15 protein-coding genes and 1 pseudogene are annotated in these 22,135 nt (G+C 58.1%); 4 read left to right on the plus strand and 12 right to left on the minus strand.

Annotated features, from left to right (window positions below; translation table 11 throughout):
- Positions 1 to 13: 13 nt before the first annotated feature.
- The 6 genes from EKH49_RS08550 to rfbB form a co-directional block, all read right to left on the minus strand.
- Positions 14 to 1,135, minus strand: coding sequence for a glycosyltransferase family 4 protein (locus EKH49_RS08550; RefSeq protein WP_128470510.1), 1,122 nt, complete (start codon positions 1,133 to 1,135; stop codon positions 14 to 16).
- 10 nt (positions 1,136 to 1,145) lie between these two features.
- Positions 1,146 to 6,590: a PKD domain-containing protein gene (locus EKH49_RS08555; RefSeq protein ID WP_128470511.1), complete on the minus strand. Its 5,445-nt coding sequence runs from the start codon at positions 6,588 to 6,590 to the stop codon at positions 1,146 to 1,148.
- On the minus strand, positions 6,587 to 7,894 hold the full coding sequence (locus EKH49_RS08560) for a hypothetical protein (RefSeq protein WP_128470512.1): 1,308 nt from the start codon (positions 7,892 to 7,894) through the stop codon (positions 6,587 to 6,589). Before EKH49_RS08560 ends, EKH49_RS08555 begins: the two co-directional genes overlap by 4 nt.
- Entirely contained in the window at positions 7,891 to 8,877 is a 987-nt protein-coding gene (locus EKH49_RS08565) for a hypothetical protein (RefSeq protein ID WP_161567487.1), read from the minus strand. The genes EKH49_RS08560 and EKH49_RS08565 overlap by 4 nt, the downstream gene beginning before the upstream one ends.
- A gap of 123 nt (positions 8,878 to 9,000) precedes the next feature.
- A complete protein-coding gene (locus EKH49_RS08570; RefSeq protein WP_128470514.1) occupies positions 9,001 to 10,416 on the minus strand; it encodes a sugar nucleotide-binding protein in 1,416 nt (471 codons plus the stop codon).
- Positions 10,413 to 11,435, minus strand: coding sequence for a dTDP-glucose 4,6-dehydratase (gene rfbB, locus EKH49_RS08575; RefSeq protein ID WP_128470515.1), 1,023 nt, complete (start codon positions 11,433 to 11,435; stop codon positions 10,413 to 10,415). The genes EKH49_RS08570 and rfbB overlap by 4 nt, the downstream gene beginning before the upstream one ends.
- 1,012 nt (positions 11,436 to 12,447) lie before the next feature.
- Here rfbB and rfbA point away from each other — a divergent pair.
- Complete coding sequence (gene rfbA, locus EKH49_RS08580; RefSeq protein ID WP_128470516.1) at positions 12,448 to 13,365, plus strand: glucose-1-phosphate thymidylyltransferase RfbA; 918 nt, start codon at positions 12,448 to 12,450, stop codon at positions 13,363 to 13,365.
- A gap of 97 nt (positions 13,366 to 13,462) precedes the next feature.
- Here rfbA and EKH49_RS08585 read toward each other — a convergent pair whose 3' ends face one another.
- Positions 13,463 to 14,122, minus strand: coding sequence for a class I SAM-dependent methyltransferase (locus EKH49_RS08585; protein WP_201739586.1), 660 nt, complete (start codon positions 14,120 to 14,122; stop codon positions 13,463 to 13,465).
- A gap of 464 nt (positions 14,123 to 14,586) precedes the next feature.
- On the opposite strand from EKH49_RS08585, the gene EKH49_RS08590 reads away from it, so the two are divergent.
- Positions 14,587 to 15,561: a hypothetical protein gene (locus EKH49_RS08590; RefSeq protein ID WP_128470517.1), complete on the plus strand. Its 975-nt coding sequence runs from the start codon at positions 14,587 to 14,589 to the stop codon at positions 15,559 to 15,561.
- Entirely contained in the window at positions 15,539 to 16,369 is an 831-nt protein-coding gene (locus tag EKH49_RS08595; RefSeq protein WP_128470518.1) for an HIRAN domain-containing protein, read from the plus strand. Before EKH49_RS08590 ends, EKH49_RS08595 begins: the two co-directional genes overlap by 23 nt.
- On the opposite strand, the gene EKH49_RS08600 is transcribed toward EKH49_RS08595, so the two are convergent.
- Positions 16,359 to 16,976: a ribonuclease D gene (locus tag EKH49_RS08600; protein WP_128470519.1), complete on the minus strand. Its 618-nt coding sequence runs from the start codon at positions 16,974 to 16,976 to the stop codon at positions 16,359 to 16,361. The genes EKH49_RS08595 and EKH49_RS08600 overlap by 11 nt on opposite strands.
- 114 nt (positions 16,977 to 17,090) lie before the next feature.
- Positions 17,091 to 17,429: pseudogene (locus tag EKH49_RS08605) on the minus strand (ketol-acid reductoisomerase); the annotation flags it as partial.
- Positions 17,430 to 17,630: 201 nt separating this feature from the next.
- Between EKH49_RS08605 and EKH49_RS08610 the strand changes: the two are divergent.
- The gene (locus EKH49_RS08610; RefSeq protein WP_236641098.1) at positions 17,631 to 18,239 is read left to right on the plus strand and encodes a sunset domain-containing protein; all 609 of its coding nucleotides are present in this window, start codon (positions 17,631 to 17,633) and stop codon (positions 18,237 to 18,239) included.
- Positions 18,240 to 18,549: 310 nt separating this feature from the next.
- Here the strand turns inward: EKH49_RS08610 and ilvC are convergent, their stop codons facing one another.
- The 3 genes from ilvC to EKH49_RS08625 form a co-directional block, all read right to left on the minus strand.
- Positions 18,550 to 19,581 carry a ketol-acid reductoisomerase gene (gene ilvC, locus EKH49_RS08615; protein WP_128470521.1) on the minus strand — a complete coding sequence of 344 codons (1,032 nt, stop codon included), beginning with the start codon at positions 19,579 to 19,581 and terminating at the stop codon, positions 18,550 to 18,552.
- 120 nt (positions 19,582 to 19,701) lie between these two features.
- On the minus strand, positions 19,702 to 20,220 hold the full coding sequence (gene ilvN, locus EKH49_RS08620) for an acetolactate synthase small subunit (RefSeq protein ID WP_038991387.1): 519 nt from the start codon (positions 20,218 to 20,220) through the stop codon (positions 19,702 to 19,704).
- 3 nt (positions 20,221 to 20,223) lie between these two features.
- Positions 20,224 to 22,107: an acetolactate synthase large subunit gene (locus EKH49_RS08625; protein ID WP_038991385.1), complete on the minus strand. Its 1,884-nt coding sequence runs from the start codon at positions 22,105 to 22,107 to the stop codon at positions 20,224 to 20,226.
- Positions 22,108 to 22,135 lie beyond the last annotated feature (28 nt).

A 22,135-nucleotide genomic window follows, 5' to 3' on the forward strand; every position in this document is an offset into this window, starting at 1 on the left:
AGGAGCAGCCAGGCTAGCTGCCTAGCAGCGCTCCCGGCATTTCGGCCCTCATATTCTCGTCAAAACGTTCAGGTGTGTATTTTTCTTCGTATTTGCGCAGGCCTGCCTCCCCCATCGCGGCCAGGCTGCTGGCCGTGCAACGATCGAATATCCGTGCGAGCTCTGGAACGTCACCGGCAGTGAATATCCATCCGTCGACGCCGTTATCGACAACTTCCGCAGGTCCCCCCGAGTCGGAAACTATCGCCGCCTTCCCATGGCGGAACGCCTCCAAAGCCACCAAACCGCAGCCTTCTACGGTGTCTGTGGGCAGCACCAGTGCATCGACCGAATCAAACCAGTCTTGCGGATTGGCAACCTGGCCAATGATCTTCACCGACGCTGTATCCGAGACGAATTCAGCAACCATGCCCCTGACATCGATGCGATTTGCCGAGTCCGGCGCAGATCCAAGCACGTAGAGGGTTCCCGGGCAACCAGCCATGCTCCACGCCTTGAGCAGCGTGCCGTGGCCCTTGTGCCTGACCCACCGGCTGGCTACCAGATACCGCGGTCCGCGTGCGCAGTCCGCGTCCAGCTCCAGCGGCTTGGGCGGATTCGCCGGATCCAGCCGTGGCACCGCATTGTGCACGACGCTCAGCTGGTCTGCGGCGAATCCGGTGCTGCGGGCCACCGTTTGCGAAATGGCAATGCGCTGCTGGGTGAATTTCGCCAGCTGGCGTAAGAGCATTGCTTCACGCGGTCCCCACGGTTCCTGGATATGCAATGTGGTCTTCTTCCTCCCAGCCAGCCGTGCCAATGGAGCCAGCAGCAGGCACGCACTGGTCATCAGGTAGACCTGGTCTGCACCGCTGGAACGCAGCTTTCTCGCCACCTGCGGGGCGAGCCGCGCCATCCGTACCAGCCCCTTTGGAGTGAGCAGGGCACGGCGCAGAATGGGCATGTCCATGTGCTGCACCTCTACCGCGCGTTCCTGGAGCATCCGATACAGCTGGTGCTTGCCGTCCTGGTGATCGACAGGCAGCCACACGGTGATCCGGTAGGTATCACGTAGCGCCTGGACCACCTGCAGCAGGATCCGGTCACTGCCATAGAGCTCATCCGAGGAATGGATGATCAACAGTTTGGTCTTCATTCCTTGCTCCTTACGGCAACTCGGTAATCAACAGTTCATCGAACGAACCCACGATCGGTGCATTGGTCGCCGAACCCGAGAGGTAGACGCCCAAGCCGAAGCTGCCCGCGGCCTGCAGTCCGGCGGTGGAGTCCTGCGCCATGATCTGCCAGTCAGCCGGTTCGCTCGTCCCTGCGTTGTAGACCTTGGCGCGCAGCGTTGTCGCATCGGTGCCCGAGCTCTCGATCAGGACGTTGAGCGGTTCATCGGCACCACCGCTGATGCCCCCGATAACCGTCTCCGGGGTCAGCGTGGTAATCGTTCCGCTCAGGATCCTTTCGAAGGTGCCAGCGACATTGCCGTTGGACAGCACGCGCAGCTTCATCCGATAGCTGCCGACACCCGGCACATCGCGAACTACCACGTAGTGGTACACGCCGCCGCCGGTCGCATCCTTGTCCTGGCTGATGGTGAGGCCAAACAAGGATTCCCGCAGCTGCACCGGAAGCTGGATGCGAGGACCGCTGCCGCCGTTGGCCATCTGGATGTTGCCCTTCCCTCCAGTAACCGAGAAGTTCGCGTTGCTGCTGGACGAGGTCCAGTTGCCACCTAATTCGGCAGTGCCCCATCCGCTGGACAGCGAGCGCTCGAAGCGGTCCCGAGCCAGCACCTCTGCTTGGGCCGGTGTGCTGACCTGGACATTTTGTGTCAAGGTGCCTTCCGCGCCGTCTTCATCGGTGACTGTCAAGGTGATCGCATAATCGCCAGCTTCGGCGTATTCGTGGGTCGCGCTCGCTCCACTGGCTTCACTGCCGTCCCCGAAGTTCCATGCGTAGGATGCAATCGCGCCATTGGCGTCGGCGGAGTCCGCCGCATCCACTGCGATGCCGAGGCCATCGGTGGCGATGCTGAAGGCAGCCACCGGTGCGTCATTGGCAACGGCAACGGTGTTGGCGGTGCTGGCTTGGGCACCATTGGCATCGGTCAGTGTCAGCGTGACGGTGTATTCGCCATCTGCACTGTACCGGTGGCTGGCCTGTTCACCGGTTCCGGTAGTGCCATCGCCGAAGTCCCACAAGTAATCGGTGATTGCTCCGTCTCCGGCTTGGCTTTTCGCCGCATCGACCTGGAGTGCCAATCCATTCACTGTGGTGGCGAACTGCGCCACCGGGCCCTGTCCCAGGGTCACGCTGACGGTTTGCGTCAGCTGGCGGCTGCGTTCACCTGCATGGACGGTGAGCGTGACGTCATAGGTGCCTGCCTCGGCATAGGTGTGTGTGGCCGTGACACCGCTGGCGGTGGCCGAGTCCCCGAAGTCCCACTCGTATCCGGTGATTTCGCCGCCGTTTTCCGGAGGCAGGGACCCCGATGCGTCAACCGTGAGTTCAAGTTGATCCGTGCTGGTCACGAAAGCGGGAGTCGGTTCATTCAACCCTGCCTCGAATACCTGGACCAGGATCTCTTCGGTTGTCTGCGCCCCGTCGTCATCGGTCACCACCAAGGTGATCAGATAGGTGTCGGTGGTGGCGTAGGTATGCTCCACGGTAGCTCCGGTGGCCGTTGTCCCGTCAGCGAAGTTCCATTCATAGGACACGATTTCGCCGTCAGCGTCCGTGGATGCCGACGCGTCGAGTGCCACCGTCAGGTCGGTAATCACGGAACTGACCATGACGACCGGTGCCGTGTTCGCAACCTGCACCGTGACTTCTTGCGTAGTGGTGCCGGTCGCGCCCTGGGCATCGGTGACGGTCAGGGTGACCTCATAGGTGCCTTCGGCGGCGTAGGTATTCTCAGCCGTGGCAGTGCTTGCGGTATTGCCATCGCCGAAGTCCCACGCATAGCTCAGCTCACCGCCTTCCGCATCGGACGAACTGGAGCCATCCACGTTCAGCTTGAGCCCGTCGAGGCTGATCTCCATGGACGCCTGCGGCGCTCCGTTGGCCACAGTGACTTCCGCCGTGGTGCTGGCGGTTTCGTCTTGGTCATCGGTGACGGTCAGGGTGACGGTGTAGGTGCCATCCTCGGTGTAGGTGTGGGTGGCGGTTTCACCAGTTTGGGTTCCGCTGCCATCGCCGAAGTCCCACGACCAGGCGGTGATTTCGCCATCCGGGTCGGTGGACGTGGAGCCGTCCACCGACAGCTTCAACCCGTTTTGCTCACTGGTGAATGCCGCCACTGGCGGTTTGGGCAGTTCGGCCACCGTGACCTGCGCGCTAGCAGTTGCCTGGCCGCCACGGTCATCGGTGATGGTCAGCGTGACCGTGTACTCGCCAGCCTGCTCATACACGTGGGTGATGCCTTCGGTGCTGGCAGCCTGGGTGCTGCCATCTCCGAAGTCCCACGAATAGTCGCTGATGGTGCCATCCGCGTCTGCGGAGGAGCTGGCGTCGAACTGCACGTTCAGCCCCTGGGCGACATGCTCGAAAGCTGCCACCGGAGCCTGGTTTGGCGCGCCGACCAGCGAGTAGTGCTCATCGACTTCACCAGCGCCAAGGACCCGCGGGTAGACCGCGACCTCGTCGATGGTTCCGTCAAACCACTGGGAGGAGGCACCGGACCACAGCCGGTCTCCGCCAATGCGCCAGTAGCCGGTGTAGTTCTCGGCGACGCTCTGGGGGTTGGTGGCCTTCAATGCACCGTCCACGTAGAGCTTCATGCCGTCAGCACCCAAGGTGGATACCACATGGTGCCACTGGCCATCGTTGTAGCTGTCCGTGGTGGTAACCACGAATTCACCGCCTGAATAGGTGCCAAAGACCAACGTGCCATCATCGCGCATGTAGACGTGACGGTCATAGCTGGAGGACAGCCCCGACGCGCCGTTGCCGAATCCGATAATCTTTCCACCACGGTCGGTGGTCGTCTTGAACCACGCTTCGGTAGAGAAGACATTCGGATTGTTCACCGCGCCCTTGGAGATCACTGCCGCGCCGGTGGATCCGAACCCATAGCCCGTACCGCTGCCCAAGGCGCCTTCGACTCCCAAGGACACGCCGCCCTCGATATTGCCGTCGATGCCGGCAAGCGTAGCGTCCTGAGCCAGGTTTCCGCTGGTCTCATCCAGCCGCCAGTACATTGACGGATTATCCGCGTAAATCGCCATGCCATAGGCATCGGTTGGCGGTTCCGGGACATCCGCGGTGTGGCCGGTCGCCTGGTACAGGTTCAGGATCGCCTGTGCCCCCAGCTGCTTGTCAAAGATCGCGATCTCATCCAGGCTGCCATCGAAGTTGTTGCTTCGAGGGGAATTCGGCCAACCACTCAAGTTGTCCCCGCCGATCCTCCAGTGGCCGGTGTAGTCCTGGCCGCTGGTCACATCGGTGCGCTGGCCGACCGGCAAGCCATCGACCGACAATGTCATGCCGGCCTCGCCGAGGGTGGCAACCACCTGGTGCCACTGGCCATCGTTGTAGCTTTCGGCGCTGGAAACCAGCGCAGCCCAGCCCTGCCACGTGCCGAAATGCAGCTTGCCCGAATTATCCATCCACACATGCCGGTCATAGCTGCTGGAGTTGCCGGTCCGGCTATTGCCGAATCCAATCAGCTTGCCGCCGCTCTTGGTTTCCGTCTTGAACCAGATTTGAGTGGAGTAGACATCCGGTGCCGCGCTGGTTCCCCGGGTGGAAAGATATTGCCCGTCGAAATCTGCCGCGCTGTCCTCGACGAAAATGCCTTCCGCTCCGAAGCCAGGAGACGCGCTGGCGTCAGCATCGGTGAATCCAAGGAAGTCATGGACCACTGTTCCCGAAGATTCGTTGAGCGGATAGTGATTCACCGCGCCGGCGTCCTTCAACGCTTGCGTCAATGGATGCGGCGTGCCGGATTCCACGGTAATCGCATCGGACCGGGGTCCGATGTAGCTGTTGCCCGCCGGGTCGCTGACCCGTATCCGGTATTGGTGGGTGCTTCCCGCTTGCGCGCTGGAATCCCGGAAGCCCAGCGACTGCGGCTTCCACCAGATCGATGCGGCATCCTGAGAATCCAGGGCCGTCAACGAGTTGTCCCGCAGCACCTCGTAGGTCAGCGTCTCATCGTCGTAGTCCCAGGTCGTCGGCCACGCGACACGCACCGTGCCATCGCCTTGGTTCATTACCGTAGGCTTCAGATCGGCCGTGTATTCAGGTCGCCGGTTGTTGGTCTCCGAACGCATCGGGAAGACCGCGAGACCCTGCTGGTTCTGGTTATTCAACCGGGTGAATTCGCCGCCCATGACTAGGTAATCGCCGTTATTGTCCAAAGACCATCCGCCCTGGTACTGCCCGGTGTAGAAACCGGTGTTCAGCGAGGGGTACCAATGTAATAGCGTGGGAATCGGCTGGTTGGAGACCGGCGAATTATTCGATGGCGCGGTCTGGTCGGTTCCGGTTGCGAAGGTGGTTTCTGCCAAGCCGCGTTTCCAGATCTGCGGGTTTTCTTCGGGGAACCCATTGACCGAGGTGCAGTCATGTGCGTGCGGGGTGGAGTAGAGCACGTCACCCATCACGCTGATTGAGGAAGTTGATCCGTAGCAATTATCAAGCCAGATCAAGTCCCCGGTTTCAAAGGAGGCGGCGAAACGGCCGTCGAACCAGTGCCAGCCCATGCCATTATTGGCTGCGTAGACAACTCCGTCTTCCAACTTCAGGTCGACAACCCAAGCACGCTGGTTCTCGCTGATCCGTGGCGGAAGGATATCGGCATTCCAGGTCAGCGACTGGGCAGAATCCCTGTCCACCGCGCCGATGCCAACACGCGGCTGCCCGTTGAGCGTCTGGAAACGTCCACCGATGATCACGCGATTGCTGCTATCGGTGGCAATCAGGCCCTGCACGATGTCATCGACAGCCGGAGCCCACGGCTGCAGCGAAGCATTGCTCCGGGACAGCTTCGCAACATTCGTGCGGCTCTGGCCGGCGACCGAGTTGAAGGAACCGCCGATGTATACCGAATCGTTGGTCACTGCCACGGTTTCGACACTGCCGCCGACGCTGGCGTTAAACGAGGTAAGCGAACCATTAGAGGTGTTGAACGCGGCGACCTTGCTGCGTGCCTGGCCGCTGACTGCGGAGAATTGTCCGGCCGCATAGAACATCTGGCCATCGGGACTGAACTCAATATCCAGAACCGGGGCGTTGAAATTCGGGTTCCAGTCCAGGATCTTTCCGGTGCTGATGTTGAAGGCCATGGCATTGTTCCGGACGATCTCGCCGGATCCTCCGGCAGCGACGCCGCTGGGACGCACGCGGGTGAACGAACCGACCACGTAGGCCACGTCGCCGCGCACGCGCAGGTCCCAAGCCACGCCGTTTAGCTGTGGCGTATTGATGAAGTCCGCGCTGACTGTCTGCGGCAGCTCGACTTCAGGTTCCTCTGCGGTAGCCGCCGGGGCCGGAATGGCAACGAGGCCAAAGGCAACCATGGCAAAGGTGCTCAGGGTAGCCAGCAGCATTTTGAAGGCCGGACGATTGCCGCCTTCGTGCGGATCAGCTTTTTTCACGAGAATCGTTCTTCTTTCCCAGAAACGGCAGCATCTTCGGTGCGAGTGAAGTTGCCTTGTGCGGTGCGATGCCCATCAGATGCTTCGCGGATCAAGCTGCCGAGGACCCAGCGACGAATCGCATAGCCTCCGGCCATCGAGCCCAAGGCAGCTGCCCAAGGCACCCAGCGGTAGTCACTGGTCAGCACGATGACCGCCGCTACCAGCGCGAGCGAGAGCAACGTATCCAGCAAGCGCACCGCAAATACTGCGCGGGCGCGTTCCAAAACCGACGCCAGCAATCCGTAAGGAGTTGCCATGGCAACCGCCAGGGCATAAGCGAGCCAGCCGGTCACAGCTAGCGCGGAAAGTTCATGCCCGGTGATCAACGGACCGCCCCACGGCAGCACTGCCACGCCAATCAGCGCGCACGCAACAGTCACCATGCCCAGGCGGAGAACAGCTTTGTCGGTTTCCCTCAGTTGATCAGCCAGAGTTCCATCCAGCCGGCGGGCCATGGAAGCGAAAAGGTAGGAGCAGACACCTGAAACCACCAGCATTGCTGGTGCAGCGTAGATTCGCGCAGCTTCCAGGGAACCGGCAGCACTCAGCGAGACCAATGCGATGATCAGCAGGCGGTTCAAGGTCAGCTGGCCTGGGCGCAATGCTTGCAGCGCTGAACGCCAGATGCCGTATTCGGCCACGGCCCGCCATGCCGCTGGTGCGTAATTCCACTGGCGCTCAGCCACTGGCAAGGTGAGCCAGCCGAGCACCAGACCTGCCGTCTGGCCGATGATGATGGCGATCAGGAACGTTTCCAGGGTCGGTGTGCCCCGCCAAGCGGTACCCAGAATGATTCCGCTGGCAGTTGCCAGTACCACCACGTCCATGGCGACGATACGTGCAAAGGTCATCGTAGCCATGTGATTGCGGCGCACCAGGTCCTCTGCAACGTAGCTGATCGCTGCCAGTGCGTAGAGTGCGGCGCTTCCCACGCTGAATCCGGTTCCCAGCAGACTGAAGCCCAAGCTTGCCGCTCCGACGAGGAGCATCAGAACCAATGCCCAGCCGAACAGGGCGGTACGGATTCTCGCGTTGAATCGGTCCAGGACCATAAGAGAGTCGCCGACGAATCCTGAAATGATTCCGGTTGCGAGGATGAACGATCCATACAGCAGAGAAAACAAGCCCAGTGCTTCGAGCCCGAGCATCCGTGCGGCCAGCATCGTCACCATGAAGTTGGCTGCTGATTGTGTTGCTTGTGCAATAGTTGCGGTGCCGACCTCGCTCAGCTTGCGAATAACAGAACTGAACGGACTCATCATTTGCTCAGCTTTTCGGTGAAGACCATTGGCTCATGAACCGCGTCCAAATCAATGTGCAGGTCCAGGCTCTTTGTCCCGGGCGTTGGCATGAAGGCATAATCAGTCGAGCTGGACTCGTCAACAGCCAGCGAACCGGTGAAATCGTAAGCAGGAATCTCTCCATACAACGGCTGGGCCATGTCGCCAGTGGAAGTAACTGCAGTGATCAACACCTGCGAAAGATCCACTTCCTTGTCGGAATTGTTGGTGACGGTCACCGTAAACACGGCGTACGGCGCGCCGGTGAAGTATCCAGGACCTTCATTGAGCACTTTTCCCTGGTCTGCGAGCTTGACCGATACCTCGAGATCATCAACGTATCTGCCAGTCCCAGCGCTCGGCTTTTCGTGTACAGTGACTTTGTCCTTGGCAGCGATGTCCTTGCCATCGCGCTTGACCTGCCCCGGCAACGTGGATTTCGCCTCGTAGGCGACGGCTGAATGCTTGTACGGCTCGCTGGGTTCAAAGCTCGGTTCCGGGCCGGCAGGCTTCTGCGACTTCGCGGCTTCGTCCCCGGCACCGGCGGCCGCTTGCTTCGCGGCTTCTTGGGTTTGCCCAGGAACCTGCGATGCAGCCGATTCCTCTGTGCTGGATGCCGCATTTTGCGTCGTGTCTGCCACCGGTGGGGTGTCTTGCCCCGATGAACAGCCCGGCAGCGCAAATAGTGCTGTTCCAAGCAGGAAAGCCACGCCGGAACGCAGGTAATTGCCGCCCCGCCAGCCTTGAGAGAAGGAGCCGGTGGTAGCTGGGGGGCTCGCCAATACGGTGCGCGACTGGCATACCACCGACCCCGCATCCTCGCCACGGGTGAAAGGCAACGTGCCAGAAGCTTCGCCAAGCCCGCTCCCCGCGGCAAAACTATGGTGCTCTGATCTCCTGGCCGATAATTTCCCCAGACGGGCCAGAGCTCTGCGGCGTTGATAGCCACTGCGAATGTCATTCATTGATTCCCCCCAGAATCTGAAGTTTCCCCACTGAGCACTGTATTAAGCCAAATACCCGGGTGGGTGATACAGGACTACGCAACGGACCGGAAAACTACTTGCCTTTGCCAGTTGGGTTCCGCCTCACCGCAGCTGAGACAAGTAGTCATGCAACGCGACAAGTTGATCTTGGGGACAAAATCCTGTCGCCCTGATCTTGGTTGTATCAAGCACTCCGAATCGCGGACGGGGAGCAAATGGGGATTTCGTGGACGAGTACTCTTCTGTTGTGGTGCTGCTGACCCGCTGGGGGTCTTGTCCGCACATGGAGAAAACCTGCTTCGCGACGCTGTACCAACTCAGCGGCGCGCCATTTCCCTGGATGTTGTACGTACCGTAGGCGCAGTCGTGGTCGATCAAATGCATGATGCCTGCCGCGAGATCCCCGGCGAAAGTCAGCCGGCCAATTTGGTCGTCTACGACCATCGGTGAAATATCGCTGCGTGCCAGGCGAGCCATGGTGTCCACGAAGTTCGTTCCGTGCCCTATGACCCAGCTCGTGCGCACCAGATAGTGTTTCGGAACGGAACGGACAGCTGTTTCGCCTGCTGCCTTCGACTGCCCATAGACCCCTAGGGGCGCGATTATCGAGTCTTCGGAATAGACCTTTTCCATGCCATCGAATACGTAGTCCGTGGAGACGTGAACCAGCACCAACCCGTGTTCCAGGCAGCGCGCGGCTAAGGCTTGAACTGCTGTCGCATTGACCTGCCAGGCTCTTTGCCGCCCCGACGGCGTTTCGGCCGCATCAACCGAGGTATAGGCGGCCGCGTTGATCACATGCGAATAAGCCTGCCAATCGATCTGATCCAGTGCCGTTGCACTGCAAAGGTCCAGTTCTTCTCGTCCGTAGACATCCAGCCTCGGATCTTCGGCATGGCGTTGGCCCAGGGCGCGCCCCAGTTGGCCTCCCCCGCCGAGAACCAGTATTTTCTTCTCGGCGACCGGGGCTGCGTCAGCCAAATTTGGATGATTCAGATCTGCTTCGGAAACGATAGCGTTGTCCAGTGGGATGGGCCATGGGATTGCCAGTTCAGGATCCGCGAGATTGACGTAACTGTATTGGCCCCGGGATGAAGCGCTCCAGTGTTCAGTGACCAGATACGTGTACGCGGTATTTTCTTCCAAAGTCTGGAAGGCGTTTGCGACTCCGCGGGGAACGAAGACAGCCCTATCTGGGCCCAGCCGCATCGAAATGCTTTGCCCGAAGCTCTCCCCCGGCCTCAGGTCAACCCAGACAGCAAAAATGCTGCCGGTAGCCACTGAAATATACTTATCCCATGGCTCGGCGTGAAACCCTCGGGTGGTTCCGGCCTGGCGGTTGAATGAAATGTTGTTCTGCACGGGACGGAAATCTGGAAGTCCGGCAGCAACCATCTTGTCGCGTTGCCAATTTTCCTTGAACCATCCCCGCTGGTCTTCATACAGGGGAAGGTCAATCATCAGCAGTCCGGGGATTGCTGTGCTTGCTACGGTTAGTTCTGGAATTTCAATGCTCATGACCCGATCGCCTCGCTGGCCCGCGCCTCGTGCAAGGCGTACATGTTTTCCGTTGCCTGCTTCGACGGAGCCCACCATCGGCGATGCTCCTTGTACCAGTCGATGGTGCTCGCCAGACCGGCAGTGAAATCTTGATATTCCGGTTTCCATCCGAGCTCTTCTCGAAGCACCGTCGCGTCAATTGCATAGCGGAGATCATGCCCCGGCCTATCGCTGATCCAGTCGAACTCGTTGTTGGGACGGCCCATGAGTTCAAGAATCTGCTGAAGCACCGAGAGGTTGTTGCGTTCCCCGTCAGCGCCGATCAGGTACGTCCTGCCTGATTCGCCTGCCTCCAAGATCCGCTGCACAGCGCTCGAATGATCCGCGACGTGGATCCAGTCGCGCACATTTTTTCCTGTGCCATAAAGCTTGGGCTTGATTCCGCTCAGCACATTGGTGATTTGCCGTGGGATGAATTTCTCAACGTGCTGGAACGGGCCGTAGTTGTTGGAACAATTGGACAGGGTTGCGTTGACCCCGAAGGACCGCACCCAGGCCTTGACCAGCAGGTCGCTTGAGGCTTTGGTCGCTGAATAGGGACTGGACGGCTGGTACGGAGTGGTCTCGGTAAAGCGCTGCGGATCATCAAGTTCCAAATCGCCATACACTTCATCGGTGGATATATGGTGAAGCCGCACTCCGTGCTTGCGGACTGCTTCAAGCAACTCATAGGTTCCAACAACATTGGTTCTGATGAACGCCGCAGGATCGCGCAAGGAGTTGTCGTTATGCGACTCGGCTGCGAAATGCACGACCGTGTCGTGGCTGCCCACCAGTTCATCGACTAATGCAGCATTGGCAATATCACCGATCACCAATGTGCTTCGGTTCCTGGGAAGCTTTTCCAACGAAGCTGAATTGCCGGCGTAGGTAAGTTTGTCCAATACGGTAACGACGCAATCGCTGTGCCGCATCAGGTGGTGGGCAAAGTTCGCGCCGATGAACCCTGCGCCCCCAGTAATCAGAATCTTCTTCACGGAAACTGCCTTATTTCATTTCTAGTGCGAGTGATGTTTTGCCAGCGGCAAGGCGAAGAGCCCTGATTGCGCCCCGGCAACGATGCCGTTGGCGCTGTCCCAAGCTTGCTTCGTCAGGGCTGGCCCACGAGAATCTCCACCATTTATCAGAAGCGCAAAGCGCCGCATAGACAGCGCTGGATACCCCTGTGGTTGATTTCATCGTGTCTGTCCAGATGGCATGTCGACAAGACTCGAGCATGATCAGGTCCCAGCAGGGAGCCGGCTCGAACCGAATAACGCCAAATCGGCACGTGGCCCATCAGCGGAACGATTTTCTGCACCCGGAAGTGGTTGGCTGAATGCGCCTCCGCCATCTCTGTACCAGGAGCATGGACGAAGAACGTCTTTTGTGTCCGCCGAAAAGCAGCCGGCTTACTTCCCAGTGCCGGACGGTATCGCAATCGGTGAGCGGACCCATGTCCGCTGTGAAGTTCCACAATCTCTTCCCCCATCAGAGTCGTCAAACCTGCAATTCAAAAAGCTCAGCCCTGATCCCACCAGGCCACCACTACGCGTTCTGGCAATACTTGGGGTTCGTGCAGCCAAGCACTGCCAGCTCGGTGCCAGCCATCGGATCGACAGCTACCTTGGTTCGTCTCAGAATTCATGCCCGTTATTCCCCCAAGAATTACAACAATGCAGATGCTGAAGATTTTCGAATTTGTAGAATGCACGCTCAAAACACGCGATCTGTCGCTAAAAAATACTCAGGCAACGCACATTTTTCACGCGTAGTCGACTACTTATTTATCGAAAAATTACTTGTACACTCCACTCGAAAACCGACTCAAGATACGCGCATAACACGTGTAATATCTAGTCAAACATTGAATTTCATCCAGGCTTGTCAATGCAGAGGGCACATCTGCACCTCAAAGAAAATACTGGATTTTAGTGACATTAAATAACACATAAAAGAAGTTCTAAGATTAGTTATACCTGACAGAAAAAACTTGTTACCCTCGACTTTATGAGGGGAATAATTTTAGCTGGCGGAACGGGGTCACGCTTGCACCCAATCACGCGGGGAATCTCTAAACAGTTGGTGCCAGTCTTCGATAAGCCAATGGTCTACTACCCGTTGTCTACTCTTATGCTTGCGGGCATCAGAGATATCTTGGTTATTACGACACCACAGGATGAATCACAATTCCGCGGGCTGCTGGGGGACGGCTCGCAATTCGGGATCAATTTGTCTTACGCGGTCCAGCCGCGACCAGAGGGTCTGGCCCAGGCGTTTGTGCTCGGCGCAGATCACATTGGAGATGAGTGCGTAGCCTTGGTGCTCGGCGACAACATCTTCCATGGGCCAGGATTCGGTACTCAGCTGCAAGCGTATGCAGATCAGCCAGGGGCGACCGTTTTCGGGTACTGGGTCAAGGATCCAAGCGCCTATGGTGTCGTCGAGTTCGACAGCACAGGGCGGGCAATCTCGCTCGAAGAAAAACCTTTGGAACCCAAGAGCCATTTCGCCGTACCCGGGCTGTACTTCTACGATAATTCGGTGGTTGAAAAGGCTCGGCACTTGGAACCTTCTGCACGGGGCGAATTGGAAATCACCGATATCAATCGCTTGTACCTCGCAGACGACCAGCTTAATGTGACAGTGCTGGCGCGTGGTACCGCATGGCTGGATACCGGAACGTTCGATTCACTCAATGATGCGAGCAATTTCGTCCGTACTGTCGAAGCGCGGCAAGGGCTGAAAATCGGGTCACCTGAAGAAGTCGCTTGGCGCCAAGGTTTCATTGACGACAACCAGCTGCATTCCCTTGCCGACGCATTGGGCAAGAGCGGTTACGGGGATTACCTGCTTCAATTGACGGAGCAAAAGTTCGCAGATCCGCATCATGTACGTCCAGTGATGCGTTCGGCCACGCTGCGTTGATGCCTGGACGCCAGCAGTAACCCTGGGGTTACCGCTTGGCCACGGCCCAACAAGCCGCGGACCGAACGATGCGCGCCGTGCTCCATCAAGGCACTGTTCATGGCGTATTCGTGTCGACCTTTCTCGTGTGCAGCGAGAAGAAGAGGAAGCTCAAGAACGCATCGCGGTCGCGCAGCGCTTCTGGAATCACGCCTGCGGGCGCAGCTTTTACATACGGAGGCTCCCAGACGCGCTCGATCGCAAACCCAGCGGAGATCAGCGCTGTCATGATTTCGTGCAGCGGGCGATGCCAGTAGGTCAGCTGGGCAGGCTTCCCATTGAAGGTCACTTCATCGGTGTATTGGGTGAGTTGGAAGTAGTCCTTGCCGCGGTGGTTGAACGGATAGAGAATCGGGTGGTTCACCGACATGATGAGCCGCCCGCCGGGCTTGAGCACGCGGCGTACTTCTTCCAGTGCGAAGCTCCAGTCCGGCAAGTAATGGAAGACCAAGGACGCAATCGCGTCGTCGAAACTGCTATCGCTGCAGGGGAGCTTCTCCCCCAAGGTGGCCACTTGGAGATCTGCGTCGTCGCCCAGCCGCTGGCGTGCCAGATCCACCATGGCATGGCTGGTATCGAAGCCCGATACGGTGGCTCCGCGAAGGATCAGTTGTTCGGCCAATGGGCCAGCACCGCACCCGATATCCAGGATTCTCCGTCCTGCGACGTCCCCTGCCAACTCCAGCGTGGCCGGGCGCTCATAGTAGGCATTCAGCATGCTGAACTCGTTCTCATCCGCGTAGTCCGTGGCGAAATCGTCGTAGTTGCTTTCCTGCAGCGCTGGCGCACTCCCTTGATTGTTTCCAGCGAGTCTAGCAATCAGCTCCCCAACCGCTTGGGAAAAAGCTGCTATCAAGGCGCATCAACCGAGAATTTCCAGATTGGAGCCCTAATCTGTCCTGGTTTCCGTCCGAATGCATTGCGTACGGCTTGCGAGCAAATTTTCCGCTTGTCTCTCAGGACTGCGAGATCTCCCTTTCGACAGACTGCCTCGATTCTCAGGGCAACGGGTACGAGCCAGATTGATTCTATTACTTCGCCTCATTGGAATTCGTTAATTCTATTTACTCCAGTTAGGACGCCATGGACTGAGGACTCCCAATATGTCATGTGCCACGTTACGATGAGACTGACTGGTACGCATACGCTTCACAGAAACCAAGAATTAGGAAATAACGGAATTTGGACGATTCAAGTGGCTTCCACTTTTCAGAAATTTCTGACAATGCGTTCGACACAGTGGATACGACGTCATGGGAGAAAATTTCCACCGAACCTGCAGGTGCTGAGATCAAACATGTGTTGGCCGACCCCAAAGATTCAGACAAACGCTGGTTCTTCAAGAACAACACAGTAGACGAACGCATGCGTTATGGAGAAGATTTCGCCGAACTGCTGTCCAGTCATCTAGCCCCACTACTTGGCATAGCCAGTGCAACTGTCTACCTCGCAGTGCATGATGGCGTGGAAGGGATAATTTCATTAGACGTGAAGCCACTAGGGCTGGATCTTATCCACGGTGCAGTTTGGCTTCCGTCTCGCGGGATCACGGATTTCGTCCAAGGGTCGAAGATGCGGCAAGGGCACTCTCTCACTAATATCAAGAACTCCTTGGACGGAGTTCTCCCGCCTCCAGGAGGAGAATATTCATCCGGAATGACTGCTTTTGATGCTTTCGCCGGGATCTGCATCTTTGATGCATGGATAGCAAACCAGGATAGGCACGAAGATAACTGGGCTATCCTCCACCCATCAATCAAGCGAAACGATCTCCAAGAACGTCTTAGCCCCATCTACGACAACGCCAGCAGCCTCGGGTTCAACCTGAGCGAAGAGCGTTTACTTAGCATGACTGAAGACACCAATGGCCAGGAAATCGAAGCCTGGGCCGCCAGAGCAAAGGCTAAACGTCTTGAACGAGTTGGACCCGGCAACCGACGGCTAGGGTTATCTGAAGCGGCCGGCATGGCGTTCTCAATGTGCACCGCCGCCGGAAAAGAGCACTGGTCGAATCGTTTGCAGGAGCTGGACCTAGATCAAATACGAGGAATTCCTCACCAAATCCCCAAAATGTCGTTGCCACGGCGTAAATTTATAGACAAGCTACTCACCGTGAACTTGGAAAGGATTCGAGATGTCTGTATTGACCCCTCCTAGACTCTTGTCGTCCGATGTCCTCGGTTCACACGAAATCAGCGTGCTTGCGGTCACTTGGCAACATCCTATTACCCGCCAAATCAGCGTGATCGGGTTATTGTCCAAAAATATCGCCGGCATCTACCGTTTTAGTTATGTGCGCAACGTCCTGGCAATCGAAGACTTTCAGCCACTTGTTGGATTCCCCGACCTCGATCGAAACTACGAAGCAGATTCGCTCTTCCCGCTGTTTGCGCAACGGGTCATGGAGCCTCGCCGCCCCGATTACTCCAGATTCATTTCGTCCTTGGGCCTTTCAGACAGCCCAACACCATGGGAACAGATCTCGCATTCTGGCGGACGCAGAGCAGGCGATACGTTGCAGTTGCTCCCCGTCCCAGTACCTTGCGAGGGTCAACTCAATTCTTGGGAAGTTTCTTTTCTAGTGCACGGTATGCGCCATATTGCAGGCGAAGCTCGAATTCTGAATCAACAAGAAGTCTCGATCAGTCGCGACCAGCAGGAACGCGCACTTGCTTCCTTGCGCTCTGGGTCGGACCTGTCACTGGTACGAGAACCATCAAACCCGAAAAACAATAATGCCGTTGTAGTTACGGATAAAGATTGCACGCCGTTGGGGTACGTTCCAGACTTATTCACTCTGGATCTCGCCGCACTTGATCTGAATAGTATTTCGTGCACTGCTGAAGTCGTCAATGGTCCTGATGCACCATGGCATATGCGTCTTGTTGCGAAACTGCGTTGCACCGTACCACCGGCCTTCGAGTTCTTCACGGATGAAGCTTGGCAGCCATTGGCTAATAGCTGAATATGTCATTGAGCATCAGCTGATCTAGCTTCGCACGAGTCGGCAAGAAAGCGCAGCATTCTAGATAAAGGTCCAGTTTCTGATTCGAAGCTAGACCTTTTTCTAGTATTCGCACTAGCGGAATAAGGTGCTCGACATCTTTTGCCGCATACGCCAACTGTTCAGGAGACAAATTCTGGTCGAGCCAGTTGCTCGTGCGCACGGTACCTTTATTTAGTTGCACACCAAGAACGCGCATTAATAGAGCCTGCAGCGAATGCTCAGCCTCCTCACCTGCCCAAAGAATTTTGGAAGCGATTTTTGTGCACACGCAATTTCGCGCGTTAGCCCCCCATGTTGCCGTCATAAAAGCCAGATCAAACGGAGCGTGGTGGAATACCTTCCGAGTGCTTCGGGATTCGATCAACTGGCAAATACGGACTGCGGTGACTTCACTTCGAACCTTGACGAGATGAGCGCCTGACTGTTCACCAAAGAACTGCACCAGCCCCAAACTATCCGTCTTCCAATTCAGCCCTGAAGTCTCGGTGTCACATGCGATTAATGACTCCGTCTGCAGCGCTTGGTACGCCTGCTTCGAAAGATCTCCATCATGAATTTCGAACATACTCCTGAGTCTATGGCCATGTAGCGCTAGACGAAAAAGAAACGTCAGCAGGATCCGAATACTTTGAAATCGAATCCTGCTGACGTTTATCGTTCAGTGTTCAAGCAGAAAACTCTAGCGGGCTACCGAACCGTCGACGTAGTCATCCGAGGATGCATCGGAGATCCAGGAGAACAGCGAGCGCAGTTCGCGGCCGGTGGTCTCGATTGGGTGTGCTTCGCCCTTGGCACGCTGGTCCTTGAATTCAGGAGCACCGGCCTTCTGGTCCTCCATGAAGCGGTTGGCGAAAGCGCCGGACTGGATGTCAGTCAGGACAGCCTTCATGTTTTCCTTCACCTCTGGGGTGATCACGCGTGGGCCGGAGACGTAGTCGCCGTACTCAGCGGTATCGGAGATCGACCAGCGCTGCTTGGCGATGCAGCCTTCCCACCTCAGCTCGACGGTCAGTTGCAGTATTTCGAACTACGACTTCCGCGCGCCAATGCCCGTCTATTGCGGGGTAGCGACTCCTGGCTGGAAGTTCCGGCGCTGCGCTCGAATTCATCCGAGAATCGTAAGCTCAACCGAGATAGGCTCGTATCGTTGCGATGCCATTTATAATCAAGACATGGGACAAACCGGTTCCATATTCGCTCGCATATTCATGGGGAAAAATTGAATAAATTGGTTCAGCGCGCGCTGGCAGTGGTTGCCACCGGTGCGCTTGCGTTCTCTGGAGTTGCCATTTCAGCGGCTGCTCCAATGCCAACTGCCGCACCTGCAGTCCCTGTTGCTGCCGCCAAGAAGGCCCCAGCAGTGGCCATCAAGAAGATCGGCACGAAAACCGTCAAGGGATCCGCCAAAGCGACCGTCAAGCCAAGCTACTCCAAGGCCAAAAACGTCAAGATCAAGTCGGCGTTGCTGAAGGTGGTCAAGGGCAAGAAGTCCATCGCCAACAATAAGAAGTCGGTCAAGCTTGCAGCCGGCACATATAAGGTCACCACCACGGTCAAGTACCAGCTCAAGGGCAAGACCTCGACTGTGAAGAAGACGCAGACCTTGCTGGTGAAAAAGAAGGCTGCCGCCAAGCGATCCGTGAAGATGAATGGCAAGGCCAAGAACTGCCCGGAGGGCTACCCGGTGAAGGGAAACCGCACAGGCAGCAAGAAGGAATGGAAGTACCACGTCAAGGGCCAGCGCTTCTACGACATCACCAAGCCCGAGGAATGCTTCAAGACTGCGGCTGATGCGCGCAAGGCCGGCTACAGGGCATCAAAGATCTGAGCTGGCTCCGGCTTGCACTATTTATCAATAACTGAATAGGAATTGACCTCGACTGCTGTGCTGGCAAAGCAGTCGAGGCCAATTTTATTGTGGGAGCCTATTGGTCCAGTTCGGCTTTGGAAGCGTCCGCGTCGTCCGCAGATCGGTTCTTGCAGATGCCCTCAGCTAGGGAACTCGACATGTCCTAAGAGGTCGGCGAGCCCAGCAATCCAGCTCATCATTTTCAAGCAGCAAAAAGCCGCTGGCCCCGACCATTAATAATTGTCGAGGCCAGCGGCGCTTGGCTAGTAAATCAGCTCATTGCCTGCAATTAGCGGGCTACGGAACCGTCCACGTAGTCATCCGAGGATGCATCCGAGATCCAGGAGAACAGCGAGCGCAGTTCGCGGCCGGTGGTCTCGATTGGGTGTGCTTCGCCCTTGGCACGCAGTTCCTTGAACTCAGGAGCGCCGGCCTTCTGGTCTTCCATGAAGCGGTTTGCGAAAGCGCCGGACTGGATATCAGCCAGGACAGCCTTCATGTTTTCCTTTACCTCTGGGGTGATCACGCGTGGGCCGGAGACGTAGTCGCCGTACTCAGCGGTGTCGGAGATCGACCAGCGCTGCTTGGCGATGCCGCCTTCCCACATCAGGTCGACGATCAGCTTCAGCTCGTGGAGCACCTCGAAGTAGGCGATCTCCGGCTTGTAGCCGGCTTCGGTCAGGACCTCGAAGCCGTACTGGACCAGCTGGGAGGTGCCGCCGCAGAGCACAGCCTGCTCGCCGAACAGGTCGGTTTCGGTCTCTTCGGTGAAGGTGGTCTCGATGACGCCGGCGCGGGTGCCGCCGATGCCTGCTGCGTAGGACAGTGCCAGTTCCTTGGCGCCGCCGGTGAAGTCCTGCTCCACGGCGATCAGGTCAGGGATGCCACGGCCGGCTTCGAATTCGCGGCGCACGGTGTGGCCTGGTGCCTTAGGGGCAACCAGGGCAACGTCAACGTTGGCTGGTGGCTGGATGAAGCCGAAGCGGATGTTGAAGCCGTGGCCGAAGAACAGGGCGTTGCCCTCTTCGAGGTGCTCGGCGATCGACTCGGTGTAGACCTGGGCCTGGACCTGGTCCGGGGTCAGGATCATGATGACATCTGCCCAGGCTGCTGCCTCGGCAACGGTGGCGACCTTCAGGCCTTCGGCCTCAGCCTTGGCGCGGGACTTCGAGCCCTCGGCCAGGCCAACGGTGATTTCGACACCCGAGTCGCGCAGGCTCAGTGCGTGGGCGTGGCCCTGGGAGCCGTAGCCGATGATGGCTACCTTCTTGCCCTGGATGATCGAGAGGTCTGCGTCGTCTTCGTAATACAGATCAGCCACTGTAATTCTCCTTATATGTGCTTCTGGTGAAGAAGTCTTTGCTGAGGCACTGTTGCTTACTTCCAAGCTAGGTGCCAAGTATCTAAATTTTGTAGTTCGTGTCTCTTGAAGTCGTTGCGCCTAGGCGGAAATCGTCTTCAAAGCGCGGTCGCTCATTGACTTGGATCCGCGGCCTACGGCCAGGGTTCCTGCCTGGACGATCTCGCGGATGCCGAAGGGCTCAAGCACTGCCAGCAGCGCATCGATCTTCGCGGCGTTCCCGGTGGCTTCCACGACCAGCGAGTCGGTGGATACGTCGATCACCGAAGCACGGAACAGTTCCGCGGCCTGGGTGACCTGCAGACGGGTCGTTGCATCGGCGCGCACCTTGATCATGATGTGGTCGCGCTGCACCGAGGTTTCGGGCAGCAGTTCCACGATCTTGATGACGTTGACCAGCTTGTTCAGCTGCTTGGTGACCTGCTCCAGGGAATCCCCCTCGGCGTCGACCACCACGGTCATGCGGCTGATGCCGGCAATTTCCGTCGGGCCCACGGCCAGCGAGTGAATGTTGAAGGCACGGCGGGCGAAGAGGCTGGCGACGCGGGTCAGCACGCCGGGAACGTCTTCAACCAGTACCGAAAGCGTATGCTTTGCCATGTTCTAGTCCTCCTCTTCCCATTCAGGGGTCATGCCGCGGGCAATCTGGATCTGGTCATTGCTGACTCCCGAGGGCACCATTGGCCACACCATGGAATCGGCCGAGACCACGAAGTCGATGACTACCGGACGGTCATTGATTTCCAATGCCTTCTGGATGGTCGCATCGATATCCTCATCGCGTTCGCAGCGCAGGCCCACGCAGCCGTAGGCATCCGCCAGCTTCACGAAGTCCGGAATCCGGGCGGTTCCGTGCCCGGTGTTCAAATCGGTGTTGGAGTAGCGGCCATCGTAGAACAGGGTCTGCCACTGGCGAACCATGCCCAGCGACGAGTTGTTGATCACCGCAACCTTGATCGGGATCTGGTTGATCACGCAGGTGGCCAGTTCCTGGTTGGTCATCTGGAAGCAGCCGTCGCCGTCAATGGCCCAGACCACGCGGTCCGGCTGCGCCACCTTGGCGCCCATCGCGGCCGGCACCGAGTAGCCCATGGTGCCCAGCCCTGCGGAGTTCAGCCACGAGCGCGGACGCTCGTACTTCACGAACTGCGCGGCCCACATCTGGTGCTGGCCCACGCCTGCCACGTATACGCCTTCCGGACCGGTCAGCTCGCCGATCCGCTGGATGACGTTCTGCGGAGCCGAGAGGCCATCGTGGGTTTCGGTGTAGCCGATCGGGTAGGTTTCGCGCAGTCGGTTGAGCAGTCCCCACCAGCCGGTCAGATCCTGCTGGGCTTCGTTCTCGAAGCGTGCGGCGCAGGCTTCGTGCAGCTGCGGGATGATCTCATCCAGCGAACCCACGATCGGCACATCGGCCACGCGGTTCTTGGAGATTTCCGCGGGATCGATATCGGCGTGGATCACCTTCGCGTTCGGCGCGAAGGTGGAGAGCACGCCGGTGACGCGGTCATCGAAGCGGGCACCGAGGGTGATCAGCAGGTCTGCCTGCTGCAGCGCGGTCACTGCGGACACGGCGCCGTGCATGCCCGGCATGCCCACATGCTGTTCATGCGAGTCCGGGAATGCGCCGCGGGCGGTCAGGGTGGTGACCACCGGTGCGTTGATGAATTCCGCGAATTCCTTCAGCTGCTCGTGCGCGTTGGCCTTGATCACGCCGCCGCCGACATACAGCACCGGGCGGGTTGCCGAAGCGATGAGCTTGGCGGCTTCGCGCAGCTGCTTGTTGTGGCCACGGGTGACCACGCGGTAGCCGGGCAGGTCCACCTTGGGCGGCCAGGAGAAGGTCATCTCGGATGTCTGCGCATCCTTGGTGATATCCACCAGCACCGGACCGGGACGGCCGGTCTGCGCCAGGTAGAACGCGCTGGCCAGCGTCCGAGGAATGTCCTCTGCGTTGGTGACCAGGAAAGCGTGCTTGGTGATCGGCATCGTGATGCCGACAATGTCTGCTTCCTGGAATGCGTCAGAGCCAATGAAAGCGCTATTGACCTGACCGGTGATGGCCACCATTGGGACCGAGTCCATATTGGCATCGGCCAGTGCGGTGACGAGGTTGGTTGCGCCTGGACCGGAAGTGGCGATGCAGACGCCCACTTCCCCGCTCACCATGGCGTAACCCTGTGCGGCATGGCCTGCACCCTGTTCGTGGCGGACCAAGACGTGGTTAATCTTGGTCGAATCCATCAGTGGATCATAAGTGGGAAGGATGGCCCCACCTGGTAATCCGAAGACGTCTTTGACGCCCATTTCTTCCAGCGAGCGGACGATGGCTTGTGAGCCCGTCATCTGTGTGGGAGCAACGATATTATTCGGACCCTGGACCGGGTTCGAAGCTTCCACGACGGAAGAGACAGCGGCGGCGGCATCCTTGGTTCGATTGATTGACTTCGCAACCGACGCCGGATTGGCGGGTGTTGAGTTGCTCATCGGGATCCTTTCCATTTCTATCTCTTCG

The sequence above is a fragment of the Glutamicibacter sp. HZAU genome (assembly GCF_004100365.1).
Taxonomy (GTDB): domain Bacteria; phylum Actinomycetota; class Actinomycetes; order Actinomycetales; family Micrococcaceae; genus Glutamicibacter; species Glutamicibacter nicotianae.

Excerpts from the sequence above, each read along its gene's own strand:
- EKH49_RS08550 (WP_128470510.1), bottom strand. The coding sequence starts at position 1,135 with ATGAAGACCAAACTGTTGATCATCCATTCCTCGGATGAGCTCTATGGC.
- EKH49_RS08560 (WP_128470512.1), bottom strand. The coding sequence starts at position 7,894 with ATGATGAGTCCGTTCAGTTCTGTTATTCGCAAGCTGAGCGAGGTCGGC.
- EKH49_RS08565 (WP_161567487.1), bottom strand. The coding sequence starts at position 8,877 with ATGAATGACATTCGCAGTGGCTATCAACGCCGCAGAGCTCTGGCCCGT.
- EKH49_RS08570 (WP_128470514.1), bottom strand. The coding sequence starts at position 10,416 with ATGAGCATTGAAATTCCAGAACTAACCGTAGCAAGCACAGCAATCCCC.
- rfbA (WP_128470516.1), top strand. The coding sequence starts at position 12,448 with ATGAGGGGAATAATTTTAGCTGGCGGAACGGGGTCACGCTTGCACCCA.
- EKH49_RS08585 (WP_201739586.1), bottom strand. The coding sequence starts at position 14,122 with ATGCTGAATGCCTACTATGAGCGCCCGGCCACGCTGGAGTTGGCAGGG.
- EKH49_RS08595 (WP_128470518.1), top strand. The coding sequence starts at position 15,539 with ATGTCTGTATTGACCCCTCCTAGACTCTTGTCGTCCGATGTCCTCGGT.
- EKH49_RS08600 (WP_128470519.1), bottom strand. The coding sequence starts at position 16,976 with ATGTTCGAAATTCATGATGGAGATCTTTCGAAGCAGGCGTACCAAGCG.
- ilvN (WP_038991387.1), bottom strand. The coding sequence starts at position 20,220 with ATGGCAAAGCATACGCTTTCGGTACTGGTTGAAGACGTTCCCGGCGTG.
- EKH49_RS08625 (WP_038991385.1), bottom strand. The coding sequence starts at position 22,107 with ATGAGCAACTCAACACCCGCCAATCCGGCGTCGGTTGCGAAGTCAATC.